Raw genomic sequence first — 21,969 nt, 5'->3', positions numbered from 1 at the left:
GTATCGTGCACCTCTATTTTCTGCGGGTGCAAAGAGAAAGAAACAGCTCCTTCAAAAATTCCTTTTCTCCCGGAAGGTCATCGAGAAGCTCTATAGCCATTTCTGTCCGACGCTTTACTTCCTCTCCCGCTTTTTCAATTCCTTCTAAGGTCACATATGTGGTCTTGTTGTTTTTGGCGTCACTGCCCACTGGTTTTCCCAGTTCTTCCCGGCTGCTTGTCACATCCAGAATATCGTCCTGAATCTGAAAAGCCAGACCAATGCAGCTGCCGATTTTCTCTATTTTTACCATATCCTCTGTTCCGGCCAGCACCGCTCCAATCATAAGCGAAGCCTCAATCAGCGCAGAAGTCTTATTTTCATAAATAAAATCCAGCATATCCTTTGAGAGCGGCTTACCGTCATTTTCCACGTCTGCTCCCTGTCCTCCCAACATGCCCTTGATTCCCGTTTTTTCTCCCAGAATCTCCAAAGCCCTGGCTGTCCGGCGAAGTTCCTTCTCTCCTTTTGCCAGGTCAAAGGCGCGAAAAGCGGTCTCATAAGCATAGTTTAAAAGAGCGTCTCCTGCCAGAATAGCCGCCGACTCACCGAACACCACATGGGTGGTTTTCTTCCCTCTCCTGTATTCATCATTGTCAAGAGCCGGAAGGTCATCATGAATCAGAGAATGGGTGTGAATCATCTCCATAGCCGCCATAAAGGGACGGATAACTTCTCCCGTTCCCCCCAGAAGCTCATACATTTCTGCCATAAACACAGGCCGCAGCCGCTTTCCGCCTGCCCGCATGCTGTAGTTCATTGCTTCTGCCATATGCTTTGCAAAGCCCTCTTCTTTTGGCAGAAAAGAAGCAATCACCTGTTCTGCCCGGGCTGTTTTCTGTTTCAGTTCTTCTTTAAAATTCACTTAACTCACCATCTTCATTCAGTTTGAGCATTTTTTTCTCAACAGTGTCAATTTTGCTGCCGCACTGCCGCAGCAGTTCCATCCCTTTCTGATATAAAGCAAAGGAGTCCTCCAGGGAAATCTCTCTGCTCTCCAGACGTTCTACAATCCCGTCTAATTCCTTCAGAGCTTCTTCCATGGTCATTTCCTGGTTTCTGTTCTCTGTCTCTGCCATTTCAAACTCCTCTCTCCTCCTGTTTCGTACCAAGCACTTTGGCCTGAATTCTTCCGTCTGTCACCTGAATCTGCAGCACTTCGCCTCCTGTTACCTGTGAAACGTGGGTAACTGCATGACCTTTTCCATTTTCCACATAAGAAAATCCCTGCTTCAGTTTATCCAGGGGCGATAAGCCCTTCATGCGTTCAATATAAATTCCCAGATTCTGACGGGCGCGGAAAATCTGATTTTCCATAGCGCTGTACATCCGGTCTTCTGCCTGCAAAAGCCGGGTGCGTTTTTCCTGTATCTGTCTTGCCGGACTTAAATATTCCAGCTTTGTCCCGTACTTCTCCACTCTCTGGCGCATCCAAAACATCTGGTTGTCCATGGTCTGCATCAGTTTCTGTTTTGCACTTAAAAGCTGGTTGAAAAGCACGCGCACATCTGCCACAGCCAGCTCCGCCGCCGCGGAAGGCGTAGGAGCCCGCAAATCTGCTGCGAAGTCCGCAATGGTGGTATCCGTTTCATGTCCTACCGCAGAGATAATAGGGGTTCGGCAGTTGAAAATGGCCCTTGCCACTTCTTCCTCATTAAAAGCCCACAAATCTTCAATAGAACCGCCGCCTCTTCCCACAATAATCACGTCTACACCGTAATCATCCAGGACTTCGATACCTCTTACAATGCTTTCCTTTGCGCCCTCGCCCTGCACCAGAGCCGGGTAGAGAATCAGCTGCACATAGGGATTTCTCCTGCCTGCCACGGTGCGGATATCCTGCACTGCCGCCCCTGTGGGCGCAGTCACTATGCCTACTTTTTTTGCCCAGACAGGAATGGGCTGTTTGTATTCCGGCGCAAACATTCCCATTTCTTCCAGTTCCTTTTTCATTGCCAGAAACCGCTCGTACAAAAGTCCGGCGCCCTCCAGGGTGATTTCTCTGGCATAGAGCTGGTACTTACCGTCTCTTTCGTAAACGCTGACGCTGCCGCCGGCCACCACCTTATCCCCGTTTTTCATGGCAAAGCCCAGACCTTTCCGCTGGCCCGCAAACATGACGCAGGAAATTGTGCCGCTTTCATCTTTCAGGGAAAAATAAATATGTCCGGAGGTATGGTACTTACAGTTGGAAACCTCGCCTTTGATGTAGATTTTATTCAGCATAAAATCCTGGTCAAACATGGTTCTGATATAATTATTTACCTGTCCTACGGAATAAATACTGTTCATAAACTTTCCCTTGCAATTTTTCCTAAAACTCCGTTTACAAAAGAAGCAGAATCCTCCCCGCCGAAGCTTTTGCTGATTTCTATTGCTTCATTAATCGCAACCTTTACAGGAACATCCTCGTCATATTTCATCTCATATACTGCCAGACGCAGAATATTCAAATCCACCTTGCTCATTCGTTTGGTCTTCCAGCCTGCACTCTTTTCATTGAGAATACTGTCCAGTTCTTCCAGGCGCTCTGTAATTTTGGCATACTTATTTTCCATATAAGCCTGCTCTACCGGATTTAAGTCCTCTAAGCCGTCAAAATACAGCTGTATCTGCTGCGGCATTTCCTCTGTTCCGTTAAATTCGTTTAAAAAAAGCAGCTTAAAAATATGCTCCCGCATTTCTCGTCTTCCCATATATTCCTCCGTATTGTCTTTTTCTGCTGTAGTTTAAAATAAGGTGCCTCTGAAAAAGACACCTTATCTCCCGCTTTTTGCTTTTTCACTTGTCAATGAACTATTTAGTCTTGTCAATTTCAACGCTTGCAATCCGCACGTTGACATCGGAAACAGTCAGTCCTGTCATGTTTTCAATGGCAGTTTTTACTCTCTCCTGTACCTTCTTGCTGGTCTCTAAAATATTGTATCCATACTCAATATTCAGGGCCAAATCCACACAGACTACATCTTCCAGAACATCTACCTTCACACCTCTGGAAAGGTTTTTCATACCCAGTTTTCCAACCAGTTCGTTTGTAATATTTCCAGCCATGGAACCGACACCTTCCACTTCTGTCGCTGCCAGTCCTGCAATAATCGCTACTACCTCATCTGCAATCTGTACTTCCCCAAGAGAACCATTGTCATGTATTTTATATCTGTTTCTGTCTTCCGCCATTTTTCAAACCTCCTATAGGAAATATCCTGCTTCTTATTATACCAAATCCCTGCAAAAATGAAAAGCGGTTTTTTACTTTTCCCGTAAAAAACCGCTTTTTCTCACTTCTTTTCTTAATTTCTGGAAAATTCCGCCAGCACAAGGCCTTCGTTTCTGTCCAGGGTCATGCCGATACTCCAGCTGTTGATAAACAGCAGAAGCGGATTTCCCTTCATATCCATCACCTTCTTCATGTCCGAAGTTCCGGTGAGGGCTTTTACGTCCACCTCTTCCTTGTTCTCAATCCAGCGGATATGCTCGTAAGGCAGGTTTTCCAGACGAATGTCTACATTGTACTCGTTTTCCAGACGGTATTTCAAAACGTCAAACTGCAGGACGCCTACTACGCCTACAATGATTTCTTCCATACCGCCCATGATTTCCTGGAAAATCTGAATGGCACCTTCCTGGGCAATCTGGTTGATTCCCTTTACAAACTGCTTTCTCTTCATGCTGTCCAGCAAACGGACTCTGGCAAAATGCTCAGGCGCAAAGGTAGGAATACCCTCGTACTGGAATTTTTTCCCCGGTGAGCATACCGTATCTCCAATAGAGAAAATACCAGGATCAAAGACACCGATAATATCTCCTGCATAAGCCTCTTCCACCACATGACGGTCCTGCGCCATCATCTGCTGCGGCTGGGAAAGGCGCATTTTCTTATTGCCCTGGACATGGAACACTTCTTTGGAAGCCTCAAACTTACCGGAGCAGATGCGCATAAACGCAATTCTGTCCCTGTGGTTTTTATTCATGTTGGCCTGAATTTTAAAGACAAACGCAGAAAAATCCTCCTTCATGGGGTCGATTTCTCCGATGTCTGCTTTTCTCGGCAGGGGACTGGAAGTCATTTTCAGGAAATGCTTCAAAAAGGTTTCCACACCAAAATTGGTAAGCGCAGAACCAAAGCATACCGGAGAAAGTTTTCCTTCATCCACCAGTTTCTGGTCAAACTCCGCACTGGCACCGTCTAAAAGTTCGATTTCCTCTAAAAGCTGCTCTTTCTGCTCCGGGTCTAAGACCTCGTCAAGGCGGGCCTCGTCAATGCCGATTTCCTCCTCAATGCCCTCTTTTGTTCCCTTCATGGTATCGGAAAAAGTAAGGACTTTCCCGGTCTCCCTGTCGTATACGCCGCGGAACTTCTTGCCGGAACCAATAGGCCAGTTCACCGGACAGGTAGGGATTCCAAGTTCCTTCTCAATGTCATCTAAAAGGTCAAAGGTGTCGTTTGCATCTCTGTCCAGTTTGTTGATAAACGTAAAAATAGGAATATGGCGCATTGCGCAGACTTTAAACAGCTTTCTGGTCTGGGCCTCCACACCTTTGGAAGCATCAATTACCATAACCGCTGAATCCGCCGCCATCAGAGTACGATAGGTATCCTCTGAGAAGTCCTGGTGTCCGGGAGTATCCAATATGTTGATGCAATAGCCATCATAATTAAACTGCAATACAGAAGAGGTTACGGAAATACCTCTTTCCTTTTCTATTTCCATCCAGTCAGAAACCGCATGGCGGGCCGTTGCCTTGCCCTTTACACTTCCCGCAAGATTAATAGCCCCTCCGTAAAGAAGAAACTTCTCGGTAAGGGTTGTTTTACCGGCATCCGGATGGGAAATAATTGCAAATGTACGTCTTTTTGTAATTTCTTTGGTATAGTCAGCCACGTTTGGCCCTCCTTCTCTCATATAGCACACTGACGCTATTTTAGTATACGTTGAAATGTGTGTCAAGGGGCTTTATGCACAACTATTCATTTTCCTGTGTTCCCCCATCCAATGGTGTGATAACAATATTTTCTGCCGCCACGCTGGTTTTGCGCTTCACAATATCCTCTATCTGGGCTCTTTTGGCATCCTCCATATATTCCTGAGGCACAATGACATCCGCACTGTCTCCCGTCAGATTTACCACCACATCTGCAAAGCCCTGGGCATCTAAAAGAAGTTCTGCTGCGGATTCCTGCTCTGCCAGATTGGTCATGTTCACCATAGAATTTACAGCCTCCTGCTTCTGTTCTTCTCCCAGGTTCTCATTATTAATGATTTCCAGAAGGGTTTCCTTATTGGCCGAGCGCACCTGCTCTCTGCTGACCTTGGCCTCTGCCACAAAGCCGGAAGCCCCTGTCAGCACAGCTTCTCCCGGAGTTTCTGTCTGCACGTCTGTCTCTCCTTCCGCACTGGCCGTTTCTTTTTCTTCCCCTTCCTTTGGCTGCACCTCTTCCCCTTCTGCTGCTTTGCTGTTTTCCTCTAAAAGGGCGCTCTCGTCTGTGATATCATAATCCAGACTTTCGATTTCCTCTACGATTCCGTCTGTATCCGCAGCGGAGGTCTCGGCAGTGTCTGCGTCACTCTTCTTCAGCGTCTTATCAATACCCAGATGATTATCTGAATAATTGATGTACCCTGCCACAGCAATCATGATTGCCAGGGCTGTAATGATAACCTGATTTTTCCTGAAGATTTTTTTCATGCACATTCTCCTCTAATTCATTTTCATTACTTTAATTTTATGGGGTTCTACCTGAAATAATGCCTCGACTGCCGCCTGAATATTCCCCACAACCACAGGATTTCCCCCACCCTTTGCCACAATGAGGACACCGGTTACCCGGGGGTATTCCTCAGAAGCCACATAAGGCTGTTGCGTGCCCTTTGCATCCTTTTCATACACCGTTTCCGTTTCGTCCTTTTCTACGATTTTCCTGCTGCTGCTTTGGCAAGTGAGAAAGACCCTGGTTTCTCCCACACCTTCCACTTGTTCCAGTATCTCCTGCAGCTGTCTTTCCATTTCCTGCTGCCAGTTTTCTGCCGTACCTGTCTGTGCGGTTTCCACCTCCTTTTTGGCATTTTGCCGGTCTGTCTTTTCCGTGGGAAGGGCCAGTACCAGCAAAAGCAGTCCCAGGATAAGAAGCACCACCAGATTTTCTTTCTTCATCATATCTTTCCATGCTTTCATGGCACTACCTCCTGCCCCTCGATAATCCCTGCCTCCTCCTGCCACTCCCTTTCCCAGGTTTCTGCTTTTTCTTCCCATTCCTGTGCTTCCTCCTGGAATTCTTTTGTATAAGCAGCTATCTGCCCTTCCATACCAGATAAATGCAAAAGGGGCGATAACACCACCAGAATGAGCAGCAGCCCCATGTAGTACTGAATGTATTTTCTATAGCTGTTGTCAGGCAGACAATTCATCACTGCAAAAAGCAGAATAAAATAACAAATCAGACTTTCCAGCCAGGCATACAGCGCTTCCATGTTTCACCCTCTCTCCGGGCTTTTGCCCTGCTAATGATTTGCAAAAGAAACCGTCAAAACAGCTATGGTAATCAACAGCATCAGTTCCGCTGTAAACAGCATCCGCAAAAGCAGTCTGCAGCCATCCCCCATAGCCTGCAGGCAGCCGGTCATCCTCTTATCGGACACCGGCTGCACCAAGGCTGCCAAAAGTTTATATAACAGGGTGGAAATGCCAAGTCTCACCAGAGGAACCAGCCCCAACAGCAGCAGCACGGCCATGCCCAGAACCCCCAGAGAATTTCGGATTAACACGGCTGTGCCAAGGGCCACCTCTGTCACACCATCTATGGCATTTCCCACACCGGGAATAGCTGCTGCCGCTTTCCCCAGCATATCCCTTTTCAGGGAATCCACTGCCGGGCTTATCATATTTTGTATCACCTGCATGCCGATAACAAAAGCCGTACAGCCATTCAGCCCCCATTCCAGCAAAGTTTTGAAGAGTTCTGCCATGCGGGAAAGCAGTTCCTCTTTGTGGATGAAATTAATCATGGATATGAGTACATAGGCATGGATTCCCGGAAGAATCAGCTTCAGCAGCACGGCCTGTACCAGATAAATGACCAGCAGCACGGTTTCGTAAAACACCATGGCGCTGGCAGAACCTGCAGCGGCAGTGACTGCCAGAAAATAGGATGGAATCAGTGCTTTCATAAAAAGGACAAACCCTTGCAGGCTTTTTGAAAGTTCCTCTCCCATACTGCCAAAGGTATGAATAAGAAGCACCAAAAGCAGCAGATACACCACATAAAAGCTGACTTCCCCGGTCTGCCCCTTCCCAAAGGCATTGGCAAAATTAGAAAACAGAGAGGCCGCAAGCACCAGAAGTAAAATCTGCACTACTGTCTGCTTCTGTACAGACAAATGACTTTTCAAAAAAGCTTTCCCGATTTCTTTCACTCCCTCTTTGCTAAACAGCCGCCCTTCTTTCAGAACGGAAGCCAGACTTTCCCTAATGTTGAAGGTTTCCTCTCCCAGAAGTTCATTGACCGCCTCCTGCATTTGTCCCAATTCCAGCCCTTCCAAAAGTTTTTCCTGGGCTTCCTGCTGTTTCTCAGAAAGTTCTTCTTCCCCTTTCTGCTCCTCCTGTTCCGCTGCTGCAAAAACTTCTTTTCCGGAAAGGTTCCAACCTACGCACAGGCAGATTCCCGCCAGAAGCAGTTTTTTTCTCCACACGGAGCATGTCCCTCTCTTTATCCTTGGTTTTTTCCCGGCCCGGTTCATGCCAGAAAGCTGTGAATGGTTTCCATCAGCGCCAGCAGCACCGGCATGGACAATACCATAATATACAGCCTTGCAAAAATATCTATCTGAGAGGCAATGGCTCCATACCCCGCATCTTTGCAGATTCCGGCTGCAAATTCACTGACATAGGTAATTCCTATCATTTTCAGCAGTGTTTCCAGATATTGTGCGTCCACCGGCAGATATTCCTGAATTTTCAGTACAGAAGAAAACAGATAGGACAGCTTCCCTGTCATATAAGAAAAAATGCAGATTCCCGCAGCCAGGCTTAAATACACGGAATACTCCGGTCTTGTGCCTTTTAAAAGAATTCCCAGAAGCATGCCTGTCATCCCCAGCATAACAACCTTCAAAACTTCCATGCATTTCCCTCCCTACAGCGCAAATAAGTCTTCTATGGTGCGAAAAAGGTCATAAATATAGGGCAGCACCCAGAACAACACCAGCAAAAGACCGGTCAGACTGGTGAGAAAGGCCAGCTCCTCCCTCTGGCTGTGCTTCAGTATCTGACACAGGACAGACACCAGAATGCCTACTGCACCGATTTTGAATAATAAACTCACTTCCATGGCATCTCTCCCCCTGCATAATTTTCAAAGCAGCATAATTGCCAGAAAAATTCCTCCCAATGTTCCCATGCTCCGGTACAGCTTCTGCTTTGCAGGCATTTCCCGCTGCAGGTTTTCCATCTCCCTTTTTAACTGTTCCAGGTACAAAGTAATGGTATTTTTCTGCATGGTAATATCCAGATATCCCAGATATGCTCCCAACTGCAAAAATTCTTCCAGGTCCTTTGGACACAGCGCTGTGCCGCTCAGATATGTTTTTGCCTTTTCTCTGAAAATTTCCTGAAAGCACGCCCCCTGATACTGCCCCGCAGCCTCAGACACCTCCTTTAAAAAGCCGGCCAAAGGCTCTGGCAGCCTGTAAGCCACCGTACCTAATGCCTCCGGTAGCGCTTCCCTTCTGTAAGTAATTTCTCCCAGAATCAGAAACACCATCTTTTCGATTTCTCTTAACTGCTGCAGCCTTCTCGTCATGTGGATACTTTTGCTGTACCCCAGAGCCGAACAGGAAAAAATTACCAGAACAGCCCCTGCGATTTTCAGCATAGAATACCCTGCCTTCTCTTGCAGTCGTACAGACTGGTTCCCCTTTCATCAAAAATAGCTTTCACTTCACCTGCCCGTTTCTCATAATGCAGAATAATATAGCGTTCAAAGATTTTCTCCTGCATCAGGCGCTGCAGCAATGGTTTTCTCTTAATGTCTTCAATAGAACTGCCGTGTACTGTGGCAAACAGTCTGCAGCCGCAGTGAATCACGGATTCAATGGCATGAATATCCTCGTAATCTCCCAGCTCGTCTACGGCCACCACCTCCGGCGACATGGAACGTATGAGCATCATCATGCCCTCTGCCTTGGGACAGCAGTCCAGAATATCGGTGCGGATTCCCAGGTCATTCTGTGGAATTCCCTGATAAGAGCCCCCGATTTCCGAGCGTTCGTCCACCACGCCCACACAGACGCCGTCCAGATAGCTGCTGCCATTGCTGACCTGACGGATCAAATCCCGCAAAAGAGTGGTTTTCCCACATCTGGGCGGTGAAATAATCAATGTGTGGCATATTCTTTTGTTTTTTATAACATAGGGAAGTATGGGCGCTGCACACCCCTTTATCTGATGTGATAATCGAAGATTGATATAAGATATGTATTTTACACTTTTGATTTTGTTCCCTTCCAGAATGGTTTTTCCTGCAATTCCCACCCGGTGTCCTCCCTGAATGGTCAGAAAGCCCTGGCGGATTTCTTCTTCAAAGGCATACATGGAATAATTGCTGATATATTCCATGGTCTCCTTTATATCTCCCGGACTGACCATACAAGCCTCTGCCTCCCTGTGGGAAAGCCTGCCGTCCTCTGTCAGAAAAAATTCCTTTCCCTGATAAATCAAAATCAGCGGCCCATGAACACGAAGACGGATTTCATAGACCTGGTGCATATCCGGGCAGGCCTTATGAAGCGCCTGCCGGATACGCAGGGGAAACAGCCGTGTAATCTCTGTCTGATTCATCTTTCCTCACCTCTTTAAGATAATATATGAGGACAATCTTTATTTATGACTGGTTTGAGCGGATTAGATTTTGTATTCCTGCTTTTTGACATTCCTTTCATAAAACTTTTCACAAGTACAGATGAGAAAAGTTTTCTTCCCGGTCTTATAATACCGCACAAAACACAAAGTCAGCAAAATCCCTGCTACCGCAGCGCAGAGCATATCATTCATACTGTCCCGCACTCCCTGGGTATAGTGATTAATACAGTCATTCTGAAAGAACACCAGCATGGCATATTCAAAAAATTCCCACAGTTCTGCTACTGCCATATTTCCCGTATTCAGAAAAATCAGAAAAATCAGGCAGTCTTTCTTATCCGCAAATTCATTGGTCTGCTTTATGGCAAAATAAAGCATAGCCACAGCAGCAGAAAGCAGCCAGCCGCTGGAAAAATGAAGCAGCTTGTCGTATCCCCAAAAGCGGTATGCGTCTAAAGAACCGCCCCAAATGCTGGCAAAGTAGGTAAATGCATTGGAAAGAATATAAATTTCGTACACTGGTTTCCAGCGAAACACCCGAAACACCGCCGGAACAATACAAGGCGTCAACACTGCCACAAAAGCCATGCCCACATGCTCCCAGTCCCCGGCCCGAATATTATGTACAAAACTATAGAATAAGGTAACTGCATACAGCAATATACTGGCATACCAGATATGCTTCCATGTTTTTTCTTTCATTTTTTCTCCTGTTCCTTTCGATATCTTTTTTCATACTTCAAAGAATAAAAGATTTTTCCTAAGAAACAGAATTAAAAAAACGAAATTTTTTCTAAATATTCTTCCACCGTCACTTCCCTGTACATACAGCCGCAAACTTTCTGTGCGCTGATACATCCCTCCACATTTTCATAAGGCGCAAACTGCTCATACCATGCAGGCACAGGAATATGTTTCAAATCCCTGGTAATCCCCTCCCCGCTCAGCTTCAAAAAGCTCTCTTTTTTGGCCCAAAGTCTGCAAAATTCACTATTGCGCTCTCCGGAAGCCTTAACGAGGGCATATTCTTCTTCTGAAAGTGTCCGCTGCAAAAGCCGTTCACTCTTTACTGCCCGAACCTCCTGGATATCCAGTCCGCAGGCCACCTTTGCCACCGCGCAGGCCGCATAAGCTCCGGTATGGCTGATATTAAAAAATACAGAAGGGAAAGCGGGAAAATATGGTTTTCCCTGCTCTCCTCTCTGCATAATACGTTCTAAATATTCAGAAACTTCCTCCCAAGGCGCTCTTTCCCGAAAAATTCCCCTACAGCCTGTATCCAGCAGACCATAGGCCAGAAGGCGCCTGCCGCAGATACTCTGCGCATGCTTCTTATCTGCACAGTCCCCGGTCAGTTTCCGAATATTCCCTATGTAAATGTTTATTCTTTCCCTGGGCGAAGATGTATGTCTGCTCATGCACTCTCCTCCTGCTCTGTAATCCCGCTTTCCGTCAGAAACCGGGAAGGTTCTGTTCTCTTTTCATGACGTTCCTTTGCATAGAGCATGCTCAGTTCTTTTCTGGCCCGTGTCATGCCCACATAAAACAGCCTCCGCTCTTCCTCAATATCATTTTCAGAAACTGCTTTGTGATAAGGTATGATTCCCTCATTCACATCCATGATAAACACACGGTCAAATTCCAGTCCCTTAATGCTGTGAAGCGTGGAAATCACCACACCGCTTTTGCCGGAAATCTGGGTTTTAGCCTGTTCTTTTAATTTTCTGGTGTATTCTGCCATATGCGCAAACCAGTCCTCGTAAGTTTTGTAGCCTCTGGCGCTTTCTGCCAGTTCATCCATCACTTCATACAGGTCTTCCATCTTCAGCTTCCGGTATGCGGCGTAGCCTTTTAAGTATTCCTCATACCCGACACCATGGCGGATATAATTGACAGCTCCGTAAGGGGTCATATTTTTCAGTTTCTTCAAGTCTTCCTCAAACTTGTCGATGCGGTCGCACATCCACTCCTTGTCCTCATAGAACCACCGGAGAGCTTCAAAGGACACCTGGGAATCTTCCAGTGCATTGCGGGAGATATAACGGTTGGGGCGGTTCATTACCTGGAGGAATTCCTGACGGCTCCGCTCTCCCATAGCCAGTCTCATATAAGAGATAAAATTCCCGGAAATCCAGTGTTCATACAGATTCGGCAGTGTATCTCTCATCTGAAAGGGAATCTGGTATTCCATCAGAAGTTCCACCAGGGAGCCGGCGCCGGAATTGGTGCGGTAAAGCACAGCTATCTCTTCCAGAGGGCAGCCCTCCTCCCTGGCTTTTAAAATGCAGTCCTTTACGTACAGCTCCTCTTCTCTTCCCGTGCCGAAGCCTTTGATAAGCGGTTTCCTGCCTTCCTCATTTTCCGTATGGATTTTCTTCTTAAACCGTCTTTTATTGTGTCCGATAACCTTTCCTGCGGCTTCCACAATCCGCTTTGTGGAACGGTAATTACAGGCCAGAAGTTCCGTCTGCACGGTGGGAAAATCCTTTGGAAAATGCATCATAATTTCCGGCTTTGCCCCGCGGAAAGCATAAATAGACTGGTCATCATCCCCTACAATAAACAGATTATTGTCCGGGGCAGCCAGCATTTTCACAATGTCATACTGCAGTTTATTGATATCCTGAAATTCATCCACCAGAATGTAGCGAAATTTTTTCTGCCATCCTGCCAAAATGTCCGGTCTCTGGGTCAGCAAATCATAGCAGTACAAAAGCATATCGTCAAAATCCAGAAGTCTTGCCTTTCTGCAGCCGGATACATATTCTGTATAAATCCGGCGGAACACCTCGTCAGGACAGTTTTTAGAATAATAATGTTCCAAAGGAATCCGGCTGTTTTTCACCTCGCTGATTTCCCCTGCCAATCCCTCAAACAGTTCCTTCTCGTCCTCTGTCTCTATCCGCAGAGCATAGACAATCTCTTTGAGCATATCGTACCTGCGCTCTTCACTGATAATATTGTTTCTGGAAAGGCCGTAAGCATGTCTTAAAATCCCGTAGAAAATCCCGTGAAAGGTGCCGAAGGTAACCTGCCTGTAATTCTGCTGCTCTCCTTCTTTTTCACAGAGTTTTTCAAACCGCTCTTTCATTTCTCTGGCAGCCGCCTTGGTAAAGGTGACTACCAGAATGTTTGCAGGATTGATATGCTGTTCACTTAACAGGGCCCGGATTCTCCTTATCATCGTAGTCGTTTTACCGGAACCCGGCCCGGCCAGAAGCATCATAGGGCCGCTGCTGTGGTGAATGGCTTTTTCCTGTGCTGCGTTTCTCTCCATCTCAGCTTAATTTTTCAATGGCTGCCTGAATCCGTTTCAGACTTTCTTCTTTTCCAAGCACTTCCAGGATTTCCGTAGCGCCTGCCGGAGTCATCTGTTTGCCGGAAAGTGCCGTACGGATTGGCCAGAGAATCTGTCCGTTTTTGTATCCGTTTTCCTTTGCAAAACCGCAGAGCAGTTCGTAAAGAGCATCGTTGCTGTAGTCTTCCTGTGCTTCCAGAACCGGAAGAACCTTCGCGAGCACCTCCAGAGAAATTTCCGGATTGGTCTTCATCTTTTTATGGGTGTACATGGCATTATCATACTCCGGTACTGCCTCAAAGAAATCTACTAATTCCGGGATATCCGGGAAAACTTCGATTCTGGTCTTCACCATGGACGCTACCTTTTTCAAATCGATTTCTCTGGTAATGGCCTGTTTCAGATAAGGCAGAGCCATTTCATAGAATTTTTCATCATCCATGGCTTTCATGTACTCGCCGTTCATCCATTTCAGTTTCTGAATGTCAAAAACAGCCGGAGATTTGCTCATGTGATGATAGTCAAAGACTTTCACCAGTTCCTCTAAAGAGAAGATTTCCTGGTTATCTTCCGGACACCAACCCAGAAGCGCTACATAGTTCACAATCGCTTCTGTCAAAAATCCCTGTTCCAGCAAATCTTCGTAAGAAGAATGACCGGAACGCTTGCTGAGTTTTTTGTGCTCTTCATTGGTAATCAGAGGGCAGTGCACATAAGTAGGGATTTCCCAGCCAAACGCCTCATAAATACGGTTGTATTTCGGGGAGGAGGACAGGTACTCATTTCCTCTTACCACATGGGTAATGCCCATTAAATGGTCGTCAATCACATTGGCAAAGTTGTAAGTCGGATAACCGTCTGATTTAATAAGAATCAAATCGTCCAGTTCATTATTCGGCACCGTAATATCTCCGTAAATGTCATCACTGAACGTAGTGGTTCCCTCTGTAGGCATGTTGAAGCGGATAACGTAAGGCTCCCCTGCCGCCAGCTTTGCCTCTACCTCCTCTTTGCTCAAATGCAGACAGTGCTTATCATACATGGCAATTTCCTTGTCACCCACCTGGGATTTCAGGGATTCCAGACGCTCCTTTGTACAGAAGCAGTAGTACGCATCTCCCTGCTCAATCAGCTGTTTTGCATATTTTAAATAAATGCCCTGGGCATTTCTCTCACTCTGCACATAAGGACCGTAACCGCCGTCCTTGTCCGGACCTTCGTCATGCACCAGTCCGGTTTTCGCCAGTGTGCGGTAAATAATATCCAGCGCACCCTCTACGAAACGTTCCTGGTCTGTATCCTCAATACGCAGCATGAAACTTCCGCCTTCGTGTTTTGCAATCAGGTAAGCGTAAAGAGCCGTTCTTAAATTTCCCACATGCATTCTTCCTGTAGGACTGGGGGCAAATCTTGTTCTTACTGTACTCATCTTCTATATCTCCTTTACTTTTTTACATGTTCTTTCTCTATAGCAAAAAGCAAGGGGTATGTGGCTTTCACCCTATACCCCGTCACCATGAAAATTATACTCAAACCTCTTTCTATTTTCAAGTAGTAATTCCCGTTTCTTTCCTATTTCTGTACTAGATGTACGGCAAAACCGCCGATTTCCTCTTTCATATAAACGGCAATCATTTTTTCATTCTTATATTTGGCAGTTTCCATATCAAACTCCACGCCCTGGCTCTCCAGATACTTCACTGCTTCTGCTACGTCTGTAGTGCCGATGGCAATGTGTCCGTTCTTTCCAAGATACGGTGTTTTCATAGCCTCTACCGCGGTTCCTGCGAATACAGAGCTGTTGCCCACTTTCTTTGTAAATCCGAAAATTGTTTCAAAACGCTCTGCTACGCTGCAGGCTTCTCCTTCGTTTTCACAGTTTATACCTACATGGCGCAGTTCAAATCCCAGTTCTTCCAATTTGCTCATATTCATTTCCTCCTTCATGTCTGTGATATTGCGTCTGTACTAAGCATACAAAAAATCGGGAAAAATAGCAAGTTCTAATCTTCCTTATCTGAAAAAGAAATTTCCATGGCCTGAATAATATTTTTTGCCATTTTCAGTTCTGCAGGGGTAAATTTTGAAATGTATTCTATGATTTCTTCTCTGTCGCAGGAATGGGGGTTCTCTTTCAATTCATCCTGTAAAAAATATTCCGGTGACATTTCCAGTGCGTTGCAAATGCGGACAAAAACAGGAAGACTGGGTGTCCGGGTACCGCCTTCAATCTGTCGGATGAAAACTGGATTCACGCCGCAGATAACCGCCAGGGCTTCTGAAGTAATCCCCTGTTCCTTTCTGATTTTGTTAATTCTTCTGCCAAAACTCTTTTGCACAGTCATTTCTCCTTTGTAAACTTGCAGTTATTATTTTCTGCTCTTAGTATACGAAATACCAAAATTTTCCAATAGTTTCCAAAAGACTACATTTAGTATCTACCAGTTTGCAAAATCAGATTTTCTATCATTTAAAAAGAGGCGGCACCTTTACATTCGTGCCGCCTCTGCAAATTCCTTCATAATATCCTTCACTTTTTCTATTTTTTCACATTTCCACGCATTCTCCCCACAAAATAAAAGAGCATGCTCGATATCCCCTTCTGCAGCATGTACCAACGCTTCTGTAATACAATAAGGAATTTCTTTCTGCTTACAGGTGGAAATACACTGGTAGCAATGCTGAATTTTCATGGTATTCTTCCCTACCTGTTCCAAAAACGGATTTCTGATGGCTCTTGCCGGCATTCCCACCGGACTTTTTATGATACAGATATCTTCTTTTTGGGCCTGTATATAAGCCTCTTTATAAGCTTTGGGCGCATCACATTCCTCTGTGGCAACAAAGCGGGTTCCCACCTGCACTCCGTCTGCCCCAAGGGCAAGCGCATGGCACATATCTTCTTTGTCAAAAATCCCTCCGGCTGCAAGAACCGGGATTTTTCTTCCGACTTTTTCCCCATATTCTCTGGCTTTTTCTATAATAGAAAGCAGCACCTCATCATAGGAATCTCTCTGAAATCTTTCCAGTTCTTCTTGTGAAAAACCCAGATGTCCCCCCGCTTTTGGTCCTTCTACCACTACAAAATCCGGGACTTTTTGATACTTCCTCTCCCACAGCCTGCACAGCACCAAAAAGGATTTCAGGGATGATACCACAGGTGCAATTTTTACCGGACTTCCCTCTGTATAAGCAGGCAAATCCACAGGAAGTCCGGCCCCGGAAACTATCAGGTCAACGCCTGCCTCCACTGCTGTTCTTACATACTGGGCATAGTTTCTGGTAACTGTCATAATGTTGACACCCAGAATCCCGCCGGGGGCTATGGCTCTCGCCTTTTGCACTTCTTTTTTTATGGCCCGGTAGTTTGCAGCAAAGGGATTCTTCTTAAAATCCGGCTCTCTCCAGCCTATCTGAGCCGTGGAAATCATGCCGATACCGCCTTCTTTTGCCACAGTTCCTGCAAGGGTGGAGAGGCTGATTCCCACACCCATCCCCCCCTGTATCACCGGAATTTTTGCTTCCAGCAATCCGATTTTCAGTGTTTTTTCCATAGCCTCTCCTTTACATTCTGCGAAATCTTTCGTATCGCTGCTGCGCCAGTTCCTCTGGTGTCATGGCATTGTATTTTTCCAGAAATTGTTTCATTCTTTTCTTCATTTCTCCTGCTATTTCCCGGAGATTTTCCGGGCAGGCGGGAATTTCTTCGGAAATCACCTGCTCAATTATCCCCAGTTCCTGCAAGTCTTTGGCAGTTACCTTCATGACCTCTGCCGCCTCTTTCGCCCGCTTACTGTCTTTCCAGAGAATAGAGGCGAAGCCTTCCGGCGACAAGATGGAATACGTGGCATTTTCCATCATCCAAACCTCATTTCCTACGCCTAAAGCCAGGGCGCCGCCGCTGCCTCCCTCTCCGGTTACCACAGACAGCACCGGCACCTGCAAATCTGCCATTTCCAGCAGATTTCTGGCAATGGCCTCTCCCTGTCCACGTTCTTCTGCCTCCATACCGCAGAAGGCGCCGGGGGTGTCAATAAAGGTAATCACCGGCCTTTGGAATTTTTCTGCCTGTTTCATAAGGCGCAGAGCTTTGCGGTATCCTTCCGGAGAAGGCATACCGAAATTTCTCGCCAGATTTTCCTTGGTTGTCCGTCCTTTCTGAATCCCGATAACGGTCACCGGCTGCCCGTCTAAAAGAGCCAGCCCGCCCATAATGGCAGGGTCATCTCCGAAAAGACGGTCTCCGTGAAGTTCCCAGAAGCCGTCAAATACGGTTTCCATATAGTCCAAAGCCGTCAGCCGCTTTTTGCTTCTGGCCGTTTCCACTCTGTCCCAGGCTGTTCTCTTTTCGTTCTCTGTCTGAACCTGTTTTCCGGAGTTTTCCTGCTGACTTTTCTCTTCTTTTGGAATAGAAATACCGAAAAACTGACAATATCCCTGTCTGCGCTCATGAATTTTCACCAGAGCAGACAAGGCCTGCCGCAGTTCCTCTCTCTTTACAATCCGGTCAATCATACCATGCTCTAAAAGAAATTCTGCCCTCTGAAAACCTTCCGGCAGCTTCTCTCCAATGGTCTGGGCTATGACTCTGGGTCCTGCAAAACCGATTAAAGCCTGGGGTTCTGCCAGAATCACGTCCCCCAGCATGGCAAAACTGGCGGTCACTCCGCCCATGGTAGGGTCTGTCAGTACAGAAACATACAGAAGTCCCGCCTGGCTGTGCTTTTTGATGGCCGCAGCCGTCTTTGCCATCTGCATCAAAGACACAATGCCTTCCTGCATACGGGCGCCGCCGGAACAGCAGAAAAGAATCACCGGCAGCTTTTCCTGCACAGCCCGCTCAAAGGCCAGGGCGATTTTTTCTCCCACAGCATATCCCATACTCCCCATAAGAAAACGTGTGTCACAGGCACCTAAAACCACTGGACTGCCGTCAATTTTTCCCTTCCCGATGTACACAGCTTCATCCAGATTTGTCTTGTTTCTCAATTCCTCCAGTTTCTCCTCATAGCCTGGATAGTCCAATGGATTTTTCCCGTTTATCTCTGTGAACCAGGGCGTAAAACTCCCCTCATCTGCAGCCAGTTTCATCCTGGTTTTGGCTTTCATGCGGAAATATCCACCGCATTTCGGACAGGTATATGCATGCCGTACTACCTCTTCCTTGCATAAGAGTTCCCCGCATTTGGGGCACTTAACCCACAGGCCTTCCGGCACAGAGGGGCTTTCTGTTTCTCTCTTTTCCTGTGCTTTTTCTGCCTGTATTCCGGCTGTTTTCTTAAACAATTCTTTTAGTCGAGACATGTTCTTTCACCCCTCTCTCCGTAATGTTCTTCTATAAAATGGGTTGTCACGTTTCCCTCTTCAAAGTCTCTCTGATTCAGAATATCGTACTGAAAATCCAGATTGGTTTCCACCCCTTCAATAATCACTTCTCCCAGTACACTGCGCATTTTGGCAATGGCAGAAGCCCGGTCTTTATCATGGACAATGACCTTCATAATCATAGAATCATAATTGGGAGGAATCCGGTATCCATAATACACCGCCGTGTCCACCCGCACCCCTTTCCCGCCGGGAATATGAAGATTTTGAATGGTTCCCGGACAGGGCAGAAAGTTATTTTCAGGATTCTCCGCATTGATTCTGCATTCTATGGCATGCCCCTGCAAAAGAACCTCTTCCTGCTTTACAGATAAAGGAAGTCCTGCTGCAATACGAATCTGTTCTTTTATCAAATCCACTCCGGAAACAAACTCTGTAACCGGGTGCTCCACCTGGATTCTGGTATTCATTTCCATGAAGAAAAATTCCCCGGATTTGTCCAGAAGAAACTCGATGGTTCCGGCACTTTCATATCCCACAGCCAGAGCTGCCCGGCAGGCCGTTTCCCCCAACTGTTCTCTGACTTTGGGTGATACAGCGCAGGAAGGAGATTCTTCAATCAGTTTCTGATGCCGCCTCTGAATGGAGCAATCCCTTTCCCCAAGCTGTATGACCTGTCCCTGTTTATCTGCCAGAATCTGTACTTCTATATGTCGGGGCTTTTCAATATAACGCTCCAGATACATGGCATTATCTGCAAAAGCGTGCAGGGTTTCCGTCTGTGCCATGCGGAAATTTTCCAGAAAATCTTCCCGGCAGACAGACACACGCATGCCCTTGCCGCCGCCGCCAAGAGCCGCTTTTATCATAATGGGAAAACCGATTTTTTCTGCCTGCAAAAGAGCCTCTTCAGCTTCATAAACCGGCTCTTTGCTCCCCGGAACCACCGGAACGCCTGCCTGCACCATGGTTTTTCTGGCCTCTGCTTTATTCCCCATTTTTTCTATCACCTGGGCAGAAGGGCCGATAAAAGCAAGGTGACACTCCTCGCACATGGCGGCAAAGCGGCTGTTCTCCGAAAGAAAACCAAAGCCCGGGTGAATAGCTTCCGCCTTTGTGGCGATGGCTGCGCTTAATATCCTTCCCATATTCAGATAACTTTCCATAGGAGATGCCGGACCGATACACACGGCCTCATCTGCCAGCTGGGCATGAAGTGCGTCCCGGTCAGCCTCCGAATAAACAGCCACCGTGCAAATGCCCATTTCTCTGCAGGTGCGGATAATCCGCACTGCAATTTCTCCCCGGTTTGCAATTAAGATTTTCTGAAACATACCTGCCACTCCTCTATCCAATCATAAATGTCAATTCTCCGGCTGCTGTGATTTTGCCCTCCTGGTTTCTGGCTACGGCTTTTCCCACGCCTACCGGGCCTTTTACCTTCACAAGCTCTACCTCTAAAGTCAGCACATCCCCCGGCACTACCTTCTGCCGGAACTTTGCCTGGCGGATACCTCCGAAATAAGCGGTTTTTCCCTTATTTTCCGGCTTGCTTAAAATAGCCGCCGCTCCGGTCTGGGCCAGGGCTTCTATCTGCAGCACCCCCGGCATGACCGGTTCCTGTGGGAAATGTCCGGCAAAAAAGGGTTCGTCATAAGTCACACATTTGCGTCCCACAGCCCGCACACCGGGTTCCAGTTCTTCTATGGTATCCACCAGAAGAAAGGGATGTCTGTGGGGAATCATTTCCATTAATTCCTTTGTTGTCAGCTTCATCACGTCCTCCTATTTCATAACAAATAACGGCTGTCCATACTCCACCATGGACGCATTGGAGACCAGAATTCTCTCAATCACACCGTCTTCTTCTGCCTCAATCTCATTCATCAGCTTCATGGCTTCAATGATTCCCAATACCTGGCCTTTCTTCACGCTGTCCCCCTCCTGTACAAAGACCTTTGCACCGGGAGAAGGGGCATTGTAAAAGGTTCCCACCAGAGGGGCCTTAACGGTTCTCTGTTCCTTAAAAGAGGGAATTTCTTCTGTCTCTTTTTCCTCCTGTATGGGGTCTTTTACCCCTTTTACCACGGTCTTTTTTCCTGCCTTCATGGAAATTTTCAGGTTCCCATCTTCCATGTAAAAGCGGGTTAAATCTGACTGGCTCACCGCCTGAATCAGCTCTTTTATTTTCTCCAATTCCATGTTTTCAGTCCTTTCCATATTCGCCCAGAAGCAGGCTGGCATTGTGTCCGCCAAATCCCAGAGAATTACTCAGTGCATAGTTCACTTCCGTTTCCACGCCCTGTCCGGTTACATAATCCAAATCACAGTCCTCATCCGGCACCTGCCATCCTGCGGTCTCATGTATATAATTTTCCTGTATTTCCTTTACACAGGCAATGGCTTCCACAGCTCCTGCTGCACCCAGAAGATGCCCAATCATGGATTTTGTGGAATTGACTTTCATTTCATAAGCATGCTCACCAAAGAGTTTCTTAATGGCTCTTGTCTCAAACAAATCATTGTGGTGTGTTCCAGTTCCGTGGGCATTGATATAAGAAATCTTTTCCAAAGGAATACCCGCCTCTTTCAAGGCGTATTCCATGCACTTAGCTGCCCCTTCGCCGTCTTCTCTGGGTGAGGTAATGTGATAAGCATCGCTGGTAGCGCCGTACCCCAACACTTCTGCCAGAATCGTTGCCCCTCTCTTTTTGGCATGCTCCAACTCCTCCAGTACCAGAACTCCGGCTCCTTCGCCCATGACAAATCCGTCTCTTTCCCTGTCAAAAGGAATGGAACAGCGTTTGGGGTCTGCAGATACAGACAAGGCGGTCAGGGCGGAAAAACCTGCCACACCCACCGGGGTAATGCAGGATTCTGCGCCGCCTGCTACCATTACTTCCGCGTCTCCGGCCTGTATACTCCGATACGCTTCGCCGATACAGTGGGTGCCGGATGCACAGGCTGTCACCACATTCAGACTTTTGCCTTTCAGTCCGAACTGAATGGACACATTACCTGCCGCCATGTTGGAAATCATCATGGGCACCATAAGGGGATTCACACGATTGGGCCCTTTTTCCAAAAGCTTCTGGTGTTCCCGTTCTACTGTCTGCAGACTTCCAATGCCGGACCCAATGGAACAGCCCACCCGGTAAGCATCTTCCTGTTCCATATCAAGCCCCGATTGTTCCAACGCTTCTTTTGCTGCTGCCACCGCATATTGGCAGAAAAGTTCCATACGCTTTGCCGCCTTAAAATCCATATATTCTTTTCCTTGAAAGCCTTTCACTTCGGCTGCCAAATGTACTTTATATGCACTGCTGTCAAACTTTGTGATTTCACCAAAGGCTGTGTGCCCTTCTTTTAATCCCTGCCAGTATTCCTCCACATTTAACCCAAGAGGTGTAATGGCTCCCATTCCGGTTATAACTACTCTTCTCATTTTTTCC

Annotated in this window: 26 protein-coding genes; all 26 read right to left on the bottom strand. The window is 46.9% G+C overall.

Annotated features, from left to right (window positions below):
• Positions 1-13: 13 nt before the first annotated feature.
• The 26 genes from WKT17_RS01990 to fabF all read right to left on the bottom strand — a co-directional run bounded on the left by WKT17_RS01990 (position 14) and on the right by fabF (position 21,962).
• Positions 14-904 (bottom strand): polyprenyl synthetase family protein, encoded by an 891-nt coding sequence (locus tag WKT17_RS01990; protein WP_173747379.1) that lies wholly within the window; start codon positions 902-904, stop codon positions 14-16.
• On the bottom strand, positions 894-1,118 hold the full coding sequence (xseB, locus tag WKT17_RS01985) for an exodeoxyribonuclease VII small subunit (protein WP_173747378.1): 225 nt from the start codon (positions 1,116-1,118) through the stop codon (positions 894-896). Before xseB ends, WKT17_RS01990 begins: the two co-directional genes overlap by 11 nt.
• A gap of 1 nt (position 1,119) precedes the next feature.
• Positions 1,120-2,331, bottom strand: a complete 1,212-nt coding sequence (gene xseA / locus WKT17_RS01980; RefSeq protein WP_291681999.1) for an exodeoxyribonuclease VII large subunit — start codon at positions 2,329-2,331, stop codon at positions 1,120-1,122.
• Positions 2,328-2,735, bottom strand: a complete 408-nt coding sequence (gene nusB, locus WKT17_RS01975; RefSeq protein WP_173747376.1) for a transcription antitermination factor NusB — start codon at positions 2,733-2,735, stop codon at positions 2,328-2,330. Before nusB ends, xseA begins: the two co-directional genes overlap by 4 nt.
• A 100-nt stretch (positions 2,736-2,835) precedes the next feature.
• Positions 2,836-3,216: an Asp23/Gls24 family envelope stress response protein gene (locus WKT17_RS01970; protein ID WP_173747375.1), complete on the bottom strand. Its 381-nt coding sequence runs from the start codon at positions 3,214-3,216 to the stop codon at positions 2,836-2,838.
• A gap of 113 nt (positions 3,217-3,329) precedes the next feature.
• Entirely contained in the window at positions 3,330-4,922 is a 1,593-nt protein-coding gene (locus tag WKT17_RS01965) for a peptide chain release factor 3 (protein ID WP_173747374.1), read from the bottom strand.
• Positions 4,923-5,004: 82 nt separating this feature from the next.
• A complete protein-coding gene (locus WKT17_RS01960) occupies positions 5,005-5,727 on the bottom strand; it encodes a SpoIIIAH-like family protein (RefSeq protein ID WP_291682001.1) in 723 nt (240 codons plus the stop codon).
• Between the two features lie 12 nt (positions 5,728-5,739).
• Positions 5,740-6,213: a stage III sporulation protein AG gene (locus WKT17_RS01955; protein WP_291682003.1), complete on the bottom strand. Its 474-nt coding sequence runs from the start codon at positions 6,211-6,213 to the stop codon at positions 5,740-5,742.
• Positions 6,210-6,509, bottom strand: a complete 300-nt coding sequence (locus WKT17_RS01950; RefSeq protein ID WP_173747371.1) for a stage III sporulation protein AF — start codon at positions 6,507-6,509, stop codon at positions 6,210-6,212. Before WKT17_RS01950 ends, WKT17_RS01955 begins: the two co-directional genes overlap by 4 nt.
• 30 nt (positions 6,510-6,539) lie before the next feature.
• Positions 6,540-7,727, bottom strand: a complete 1,188-nt coding sequence (locus WKT17_RS01945) for a stage III sporulation protein AE (protein ID WP_226853436.1) — start codon at positions 7,725-7,727, stop codon at positions 6,540-6,542.
• Positions 7,728-7,771: 44 nt separating this feature from the next.
• Positions 7,772-8,158: a SpoIIIAC/SpoIIIAD family protein gene (locus WKT17_RS01940; protein WP_173747369.1), complete on the bottom strand. Its 387-nt coding sequence runs from the start codon at positions 8,156-8,158 to the stop codon at positions 7,772-7,774.
• Between the two features lie 12 nt (positions 8,159-8,170).
• Positions 8,171-8,365: a stage III sporulation protein AC gene (gene spoIIIAC, locus WKT17_RS01935; RefSeq protein WP_173747368.1), complete on the bottom strand. Its 195-nt coding sequence runs from the start codon at positions 8,363-8,365 to the stop codon at positions 8,171-8,173.
• A 24-nt stretch (positions 8,366-8,389) separates the two neighbouring features.
• Positions 8,390-8,908 (bottom strand): stage III sporulation protein AB, encoded by a 519-nt coding sequence (locus WKT17_RS01930; protein WP_173747367.1) that lies wholly within the window; start codon positions 8,906-8,908, stop codon positions 8,390-8,392.
• Positions 8,902-9,873 carry a stage III sporulation protein AA gene (gene spoIIIAA, locus WKT17_RS01925; protein WP_173747366.1) on the bottom strand — a complete coding sequence of 324 codons (972 nt, stop codon included), beginning with the start codon at positions 9,871-9,873 and terminating at the stop codon, positions 8,902-8,904. The genes WKT17_RS01930 and spoIIIAA overlap by 7 nt, the downstream gene beginning before the upstream one ends.
• A 63-nt stretch (positions 9,874-9,936) precedes the next feature.
• Entirely contained in the window at positions 9,937-10,596 is a 660-nt protein-coding gene (locus tag WKT17_RS01920) for a hypothetical protein (protein ID WP_173747365.1), read from the bottom strand.
• A 71-nt stretch (positions 10,597-10,667) separates the two neighbouring features.
• Positions 10,668-11,312: a 4'-phosphopantetheinyl transferase family protein gene (locus WKT17_RS01915; protein ID WP_173747364.1), complete on the bottom strand. Its 645-nt coding sequence runs from the start codon at positions 11,310-11,312 to the stop codon at positions 10,668-10,670.
• Complete coding sequence (locus WKT17_RS01910; protein WP_173747363.1) at positions 11,309-13,171, bottom strand: ATP-dependent helicase; 1,863 nt, start codon at positions 13,169-13,171, stop codon at positions 11,309-11,311. Before WKT17_RS01910 ends, WKT17_RS01915 begins: the two co-directional genes overlap by 4 nt.
• 1 nt (position 13,172) lies before the next feature.
• The gene (gltX, locus tag WKT17_RS01905) at positions 13,173-14,621 is read right to left on the bottom strand and encodes a glutamate--tRNA ligase (protein ID WP_173747362.1); all 1,449 of its coding nucleotides are present in this window, start codon (positions 14,619-14,621) and stop codon (positions 13,173-13,175) included.
• Positions 14,622-14,764: 143 nt separating this feature from the next.
• On the bottom strand, positions 14,765-15,121 hold the full coding sequence (locus tag WKT17_RS01900) for a VOC family protein (protein ID WP_226853434.1): 357 nt from the start codon (positions 15,119-15,121) through the stop codon (positions 14,765-14,767).
• Between the two features lie 74 nt (positions 15,122-15,195).
• Positions 15,196-15,531, bottom strand: a complete 336-nt coding sequence (locus WKT17_RS01895; protein ID WP_173747360.1) for a helix-turn-helix domain-containing protein — start codon at positions 15,529-15,531, stop codon at positions 15,196-15,198.
• Positions 15,532-15,681: 150 nt separating this feature from the next.
• Entirely contained in the window at positions 15,682-16,746 is a 1,065-nt protein-coding gene (locus WKT17_RS01890; protein ID WP_291683354.1) for an NAD(P)H-dependent flavin oxidoreductase, read from the bottom strand.
• A gap of 10 nt (positions 16,747-16,756) precedes the next feature.
• Positions 16,757-18,496 carry an acetyl-CoA carboxylase carboxyltransferase subunit alpha gene (locus WKT17_RS01885; protein ID WP_291683355.1) on the bottom strand — a complete coding sequence of 580 codons (1,740 nt, stop codon included), beginning with the start codon at positions 18,494-18,496 and terminating at the stop codon, positions 16,757-16,759.
• On the bottom strand, positions 18,484-19,851 hold the full coding sequence (locus tag WKT17_RS01880) for an acetyl-CoA carboxylase biotin carboxylase subunit (RefSeq protein WP_291683356.1): 1,368 nt from the start codon (positions 19,849-19,851) through the stop codon (positions 18,484-18,486). The genes WKT17_RS01885 and WKT17_RS01880 overlap by 13 nt, the downstream gene beginning before the upstream one ends.
• A gap of 13 nt (positions 19,852-19,864) precedes the next feature.
• Positions 19,865-20,293 (bottom strand): 3-hydroxyacyl-ACP dehydratase FabZ, encoded by a 429-nt coding sequence (fabZ, locus tag WKT17_RS01875; RefSeq protein ID WP_173747356.1) that lies wholly within the window; start codon positions 20,291-20,293, stop codon positions 19,865-19,867.
• Between the two features lie 9 nt (positions 20,294-20,302).
• Complete coding sequence (accB, locus tag WKT17_RS01870; RefSeq protein WP_173747355.1) at positions 20,303-20,719, bottom strand: acetyl-CoA carboxylase biotin carboxyl carrier protein; 417 nt, start codon at positions 20,717-20,719, stop codon at positions 20,303-20,305.
• A 4-nt stretch (positions 20,720-20,723) separates the two neighbouring features.
• The gene (gene fabF, locus WKT17_RS01865; RefSeq protein WP_173747354.1) at positions 20,724-21,962 is read right to left on the bottom strand and encodes a beta-ketoacyl-ACP synthase II; all 1,239 of its coding nucleotides are present in this window, start codon (positions 21,960-21,962) and stop codon (positions 20,724-20,726) included.
• Positions 21,963-21,969: the final 7 nt, after the last annotated feature.

Source organism: Blautia sp. HCN-20427 (genome assembly GCF_037890365.1).
Classification (GTDB): Bacteria; Bacillota; Clostridia; order Lachnospirales; family Lachnospiraceae; genus Blautia.
The sequence above is the reverse complement of the archived record's forward strand: the minus strand, read 5'-3'. Positions and strand labels throughout refer to the sequence as shown.

Coding starts and splice junctions, on each gene's coding strand:
- xseB (WP_173747378.1), bottom strand. CDS start 1,118: ATGGCAGAGACAGAGAACAGAAACCAGGAAATGACCATGGAAGAAGCT.
- xseA (WP_291681999.1), bottom strand. CDS start 2,331: ATGAACAGTATTTATTCCGTAGGACAGGTAAATAATTATATCAGAACC.
- nusB (WP_173747376.1), bottom strand. CDS start 2,735: ATGGGAAGACGAGAAATGCGGGAGCATATTTTTAAGCTGCTTTTTTTA.
- WKT17_RS01970 (WP_173747375.1), bottom strand. CDS start 3,216: ATGGCGGAAGACAGAAACAGATATAAAATACATGACAATGGTTCTCTT.
- WKT17_RS01960 (WP_291682001.1), bottom strand. CDS start 5,727: ATGAAAAAAATCTTCAGGAAAAATCAGGTTATCATTACAGCCCTGGCA.
- WKT17_RS01955 (WP_291682003.1), bottom strand. CDS start 6,213: ATGAAAGCATGGAAAGATATGATGAAGAAAGAAAATCTGGTGGTGCTT.
- WKT17_RS01950 (WP_173747371.1), bottom strand. CDS start 6,509: ATGGAAGCGCTGTATGCCTGGCTGGAAAGTCTGATTTGTTATTTTATT.
- WKT17_RS01940 (WP_173747369.1), bottom strand. CDS start 8,158: ATGGAAGTTTTGAAGGTTGTTATGCTGGGGATGACAGGCATGCTTCTG.
- spoIIIAC (WP_173747368.1), bottom strand. CDS start 8,365: ATGGAAGTGAGTTTATTATTCAAAATCGGTGCAGTAGGCATTCTGGTG.
- WKT17_RS01930 (WP_173747367.1), bottom strand. CDS start 8,908: ATGCTGAAAATCGCAGGGGCTGTTCTGGTAATTTTTTCCTGTTCGGCT.
- spoIIIAA (WP_173747366.1), bottom strand. CDS start 9,873: ATGAATCAGACAGAGATTACACGGCTGTTTCCCCTGCGTATCCGGCAG.
- WKT17_RS01920 (WP_173747365.1), bottom strand. CDS start 10,596: ATGAAAGAAAAAACATGGAAGCATATCTGGTATGCCAGTATATTGCTG.
- WKT17_RS01915 (WP_173747364.1), bottom strand. CDS start 11,312: ATGAGCAGACATACATCTTCGCCCAGGGAAAGAATAAACATTTACATA.
- WKT17_RS01910 (WP_173747363.1), bottom strand. CDS start 13,171: ATGGAGAGAAACGCAGCACAGGAAAAAGCCATTCACCACAGCAGCGGC.
- gltX (WP_173747362.1), bottom strand. CDS start 14,621: ATGAGTACAGTAAGAACAAGATTTGCCCCCAGTCCTACAGGAAGAATG.
- WKT17_RS01900 (WP_226853434.1), bottom strand. CDS start 15,121: ATGAGCAAATTGGAAGAACTGGGATTTGAACTGCGCCATGTAGGTATA.
- WKT17_RS01890 (WP_291683354.1), bottom strand. CDS start 16,746: ATGGAAAAAACACTGAAAATCGGATTGCTGGAAGCAAAAATTCCGGTG.
- WKT17_RS01885 (WP_291683355.1), bottom strand. CDS start 18,496: ATGTCTCGACTAAAAGAATTGTTTAAGAAAACAGCCGGAATACAGGCA.
- WKT17_RS01880 (WP_291683356.1), bottom strand. CDS start 19,851: ATGTTTCAGAAAATCTTAATTGCAAACCGGGGAGAAATTGCAGTGCGG.
- fabZ (WP_173747356.1), bottom strand. CDS start 20,293: ATGAAGCTGACAACAAAGGAATTAATGGAAATGATTCCCCACAGACAT.
- accB (WP_173747355.1), bottom strand. CDS start 20,719: ATGGAATTGGAGAAAATAAAAGAGCTGATTCAGGCGGTGAGCCAGTCA.
- fabF (WP_173747354.1), bottom strand. CDS start 21,962: ATGAGAAGAGTAGTTATAACCGGAATGGGAGCCATTACACCTCTTGGG.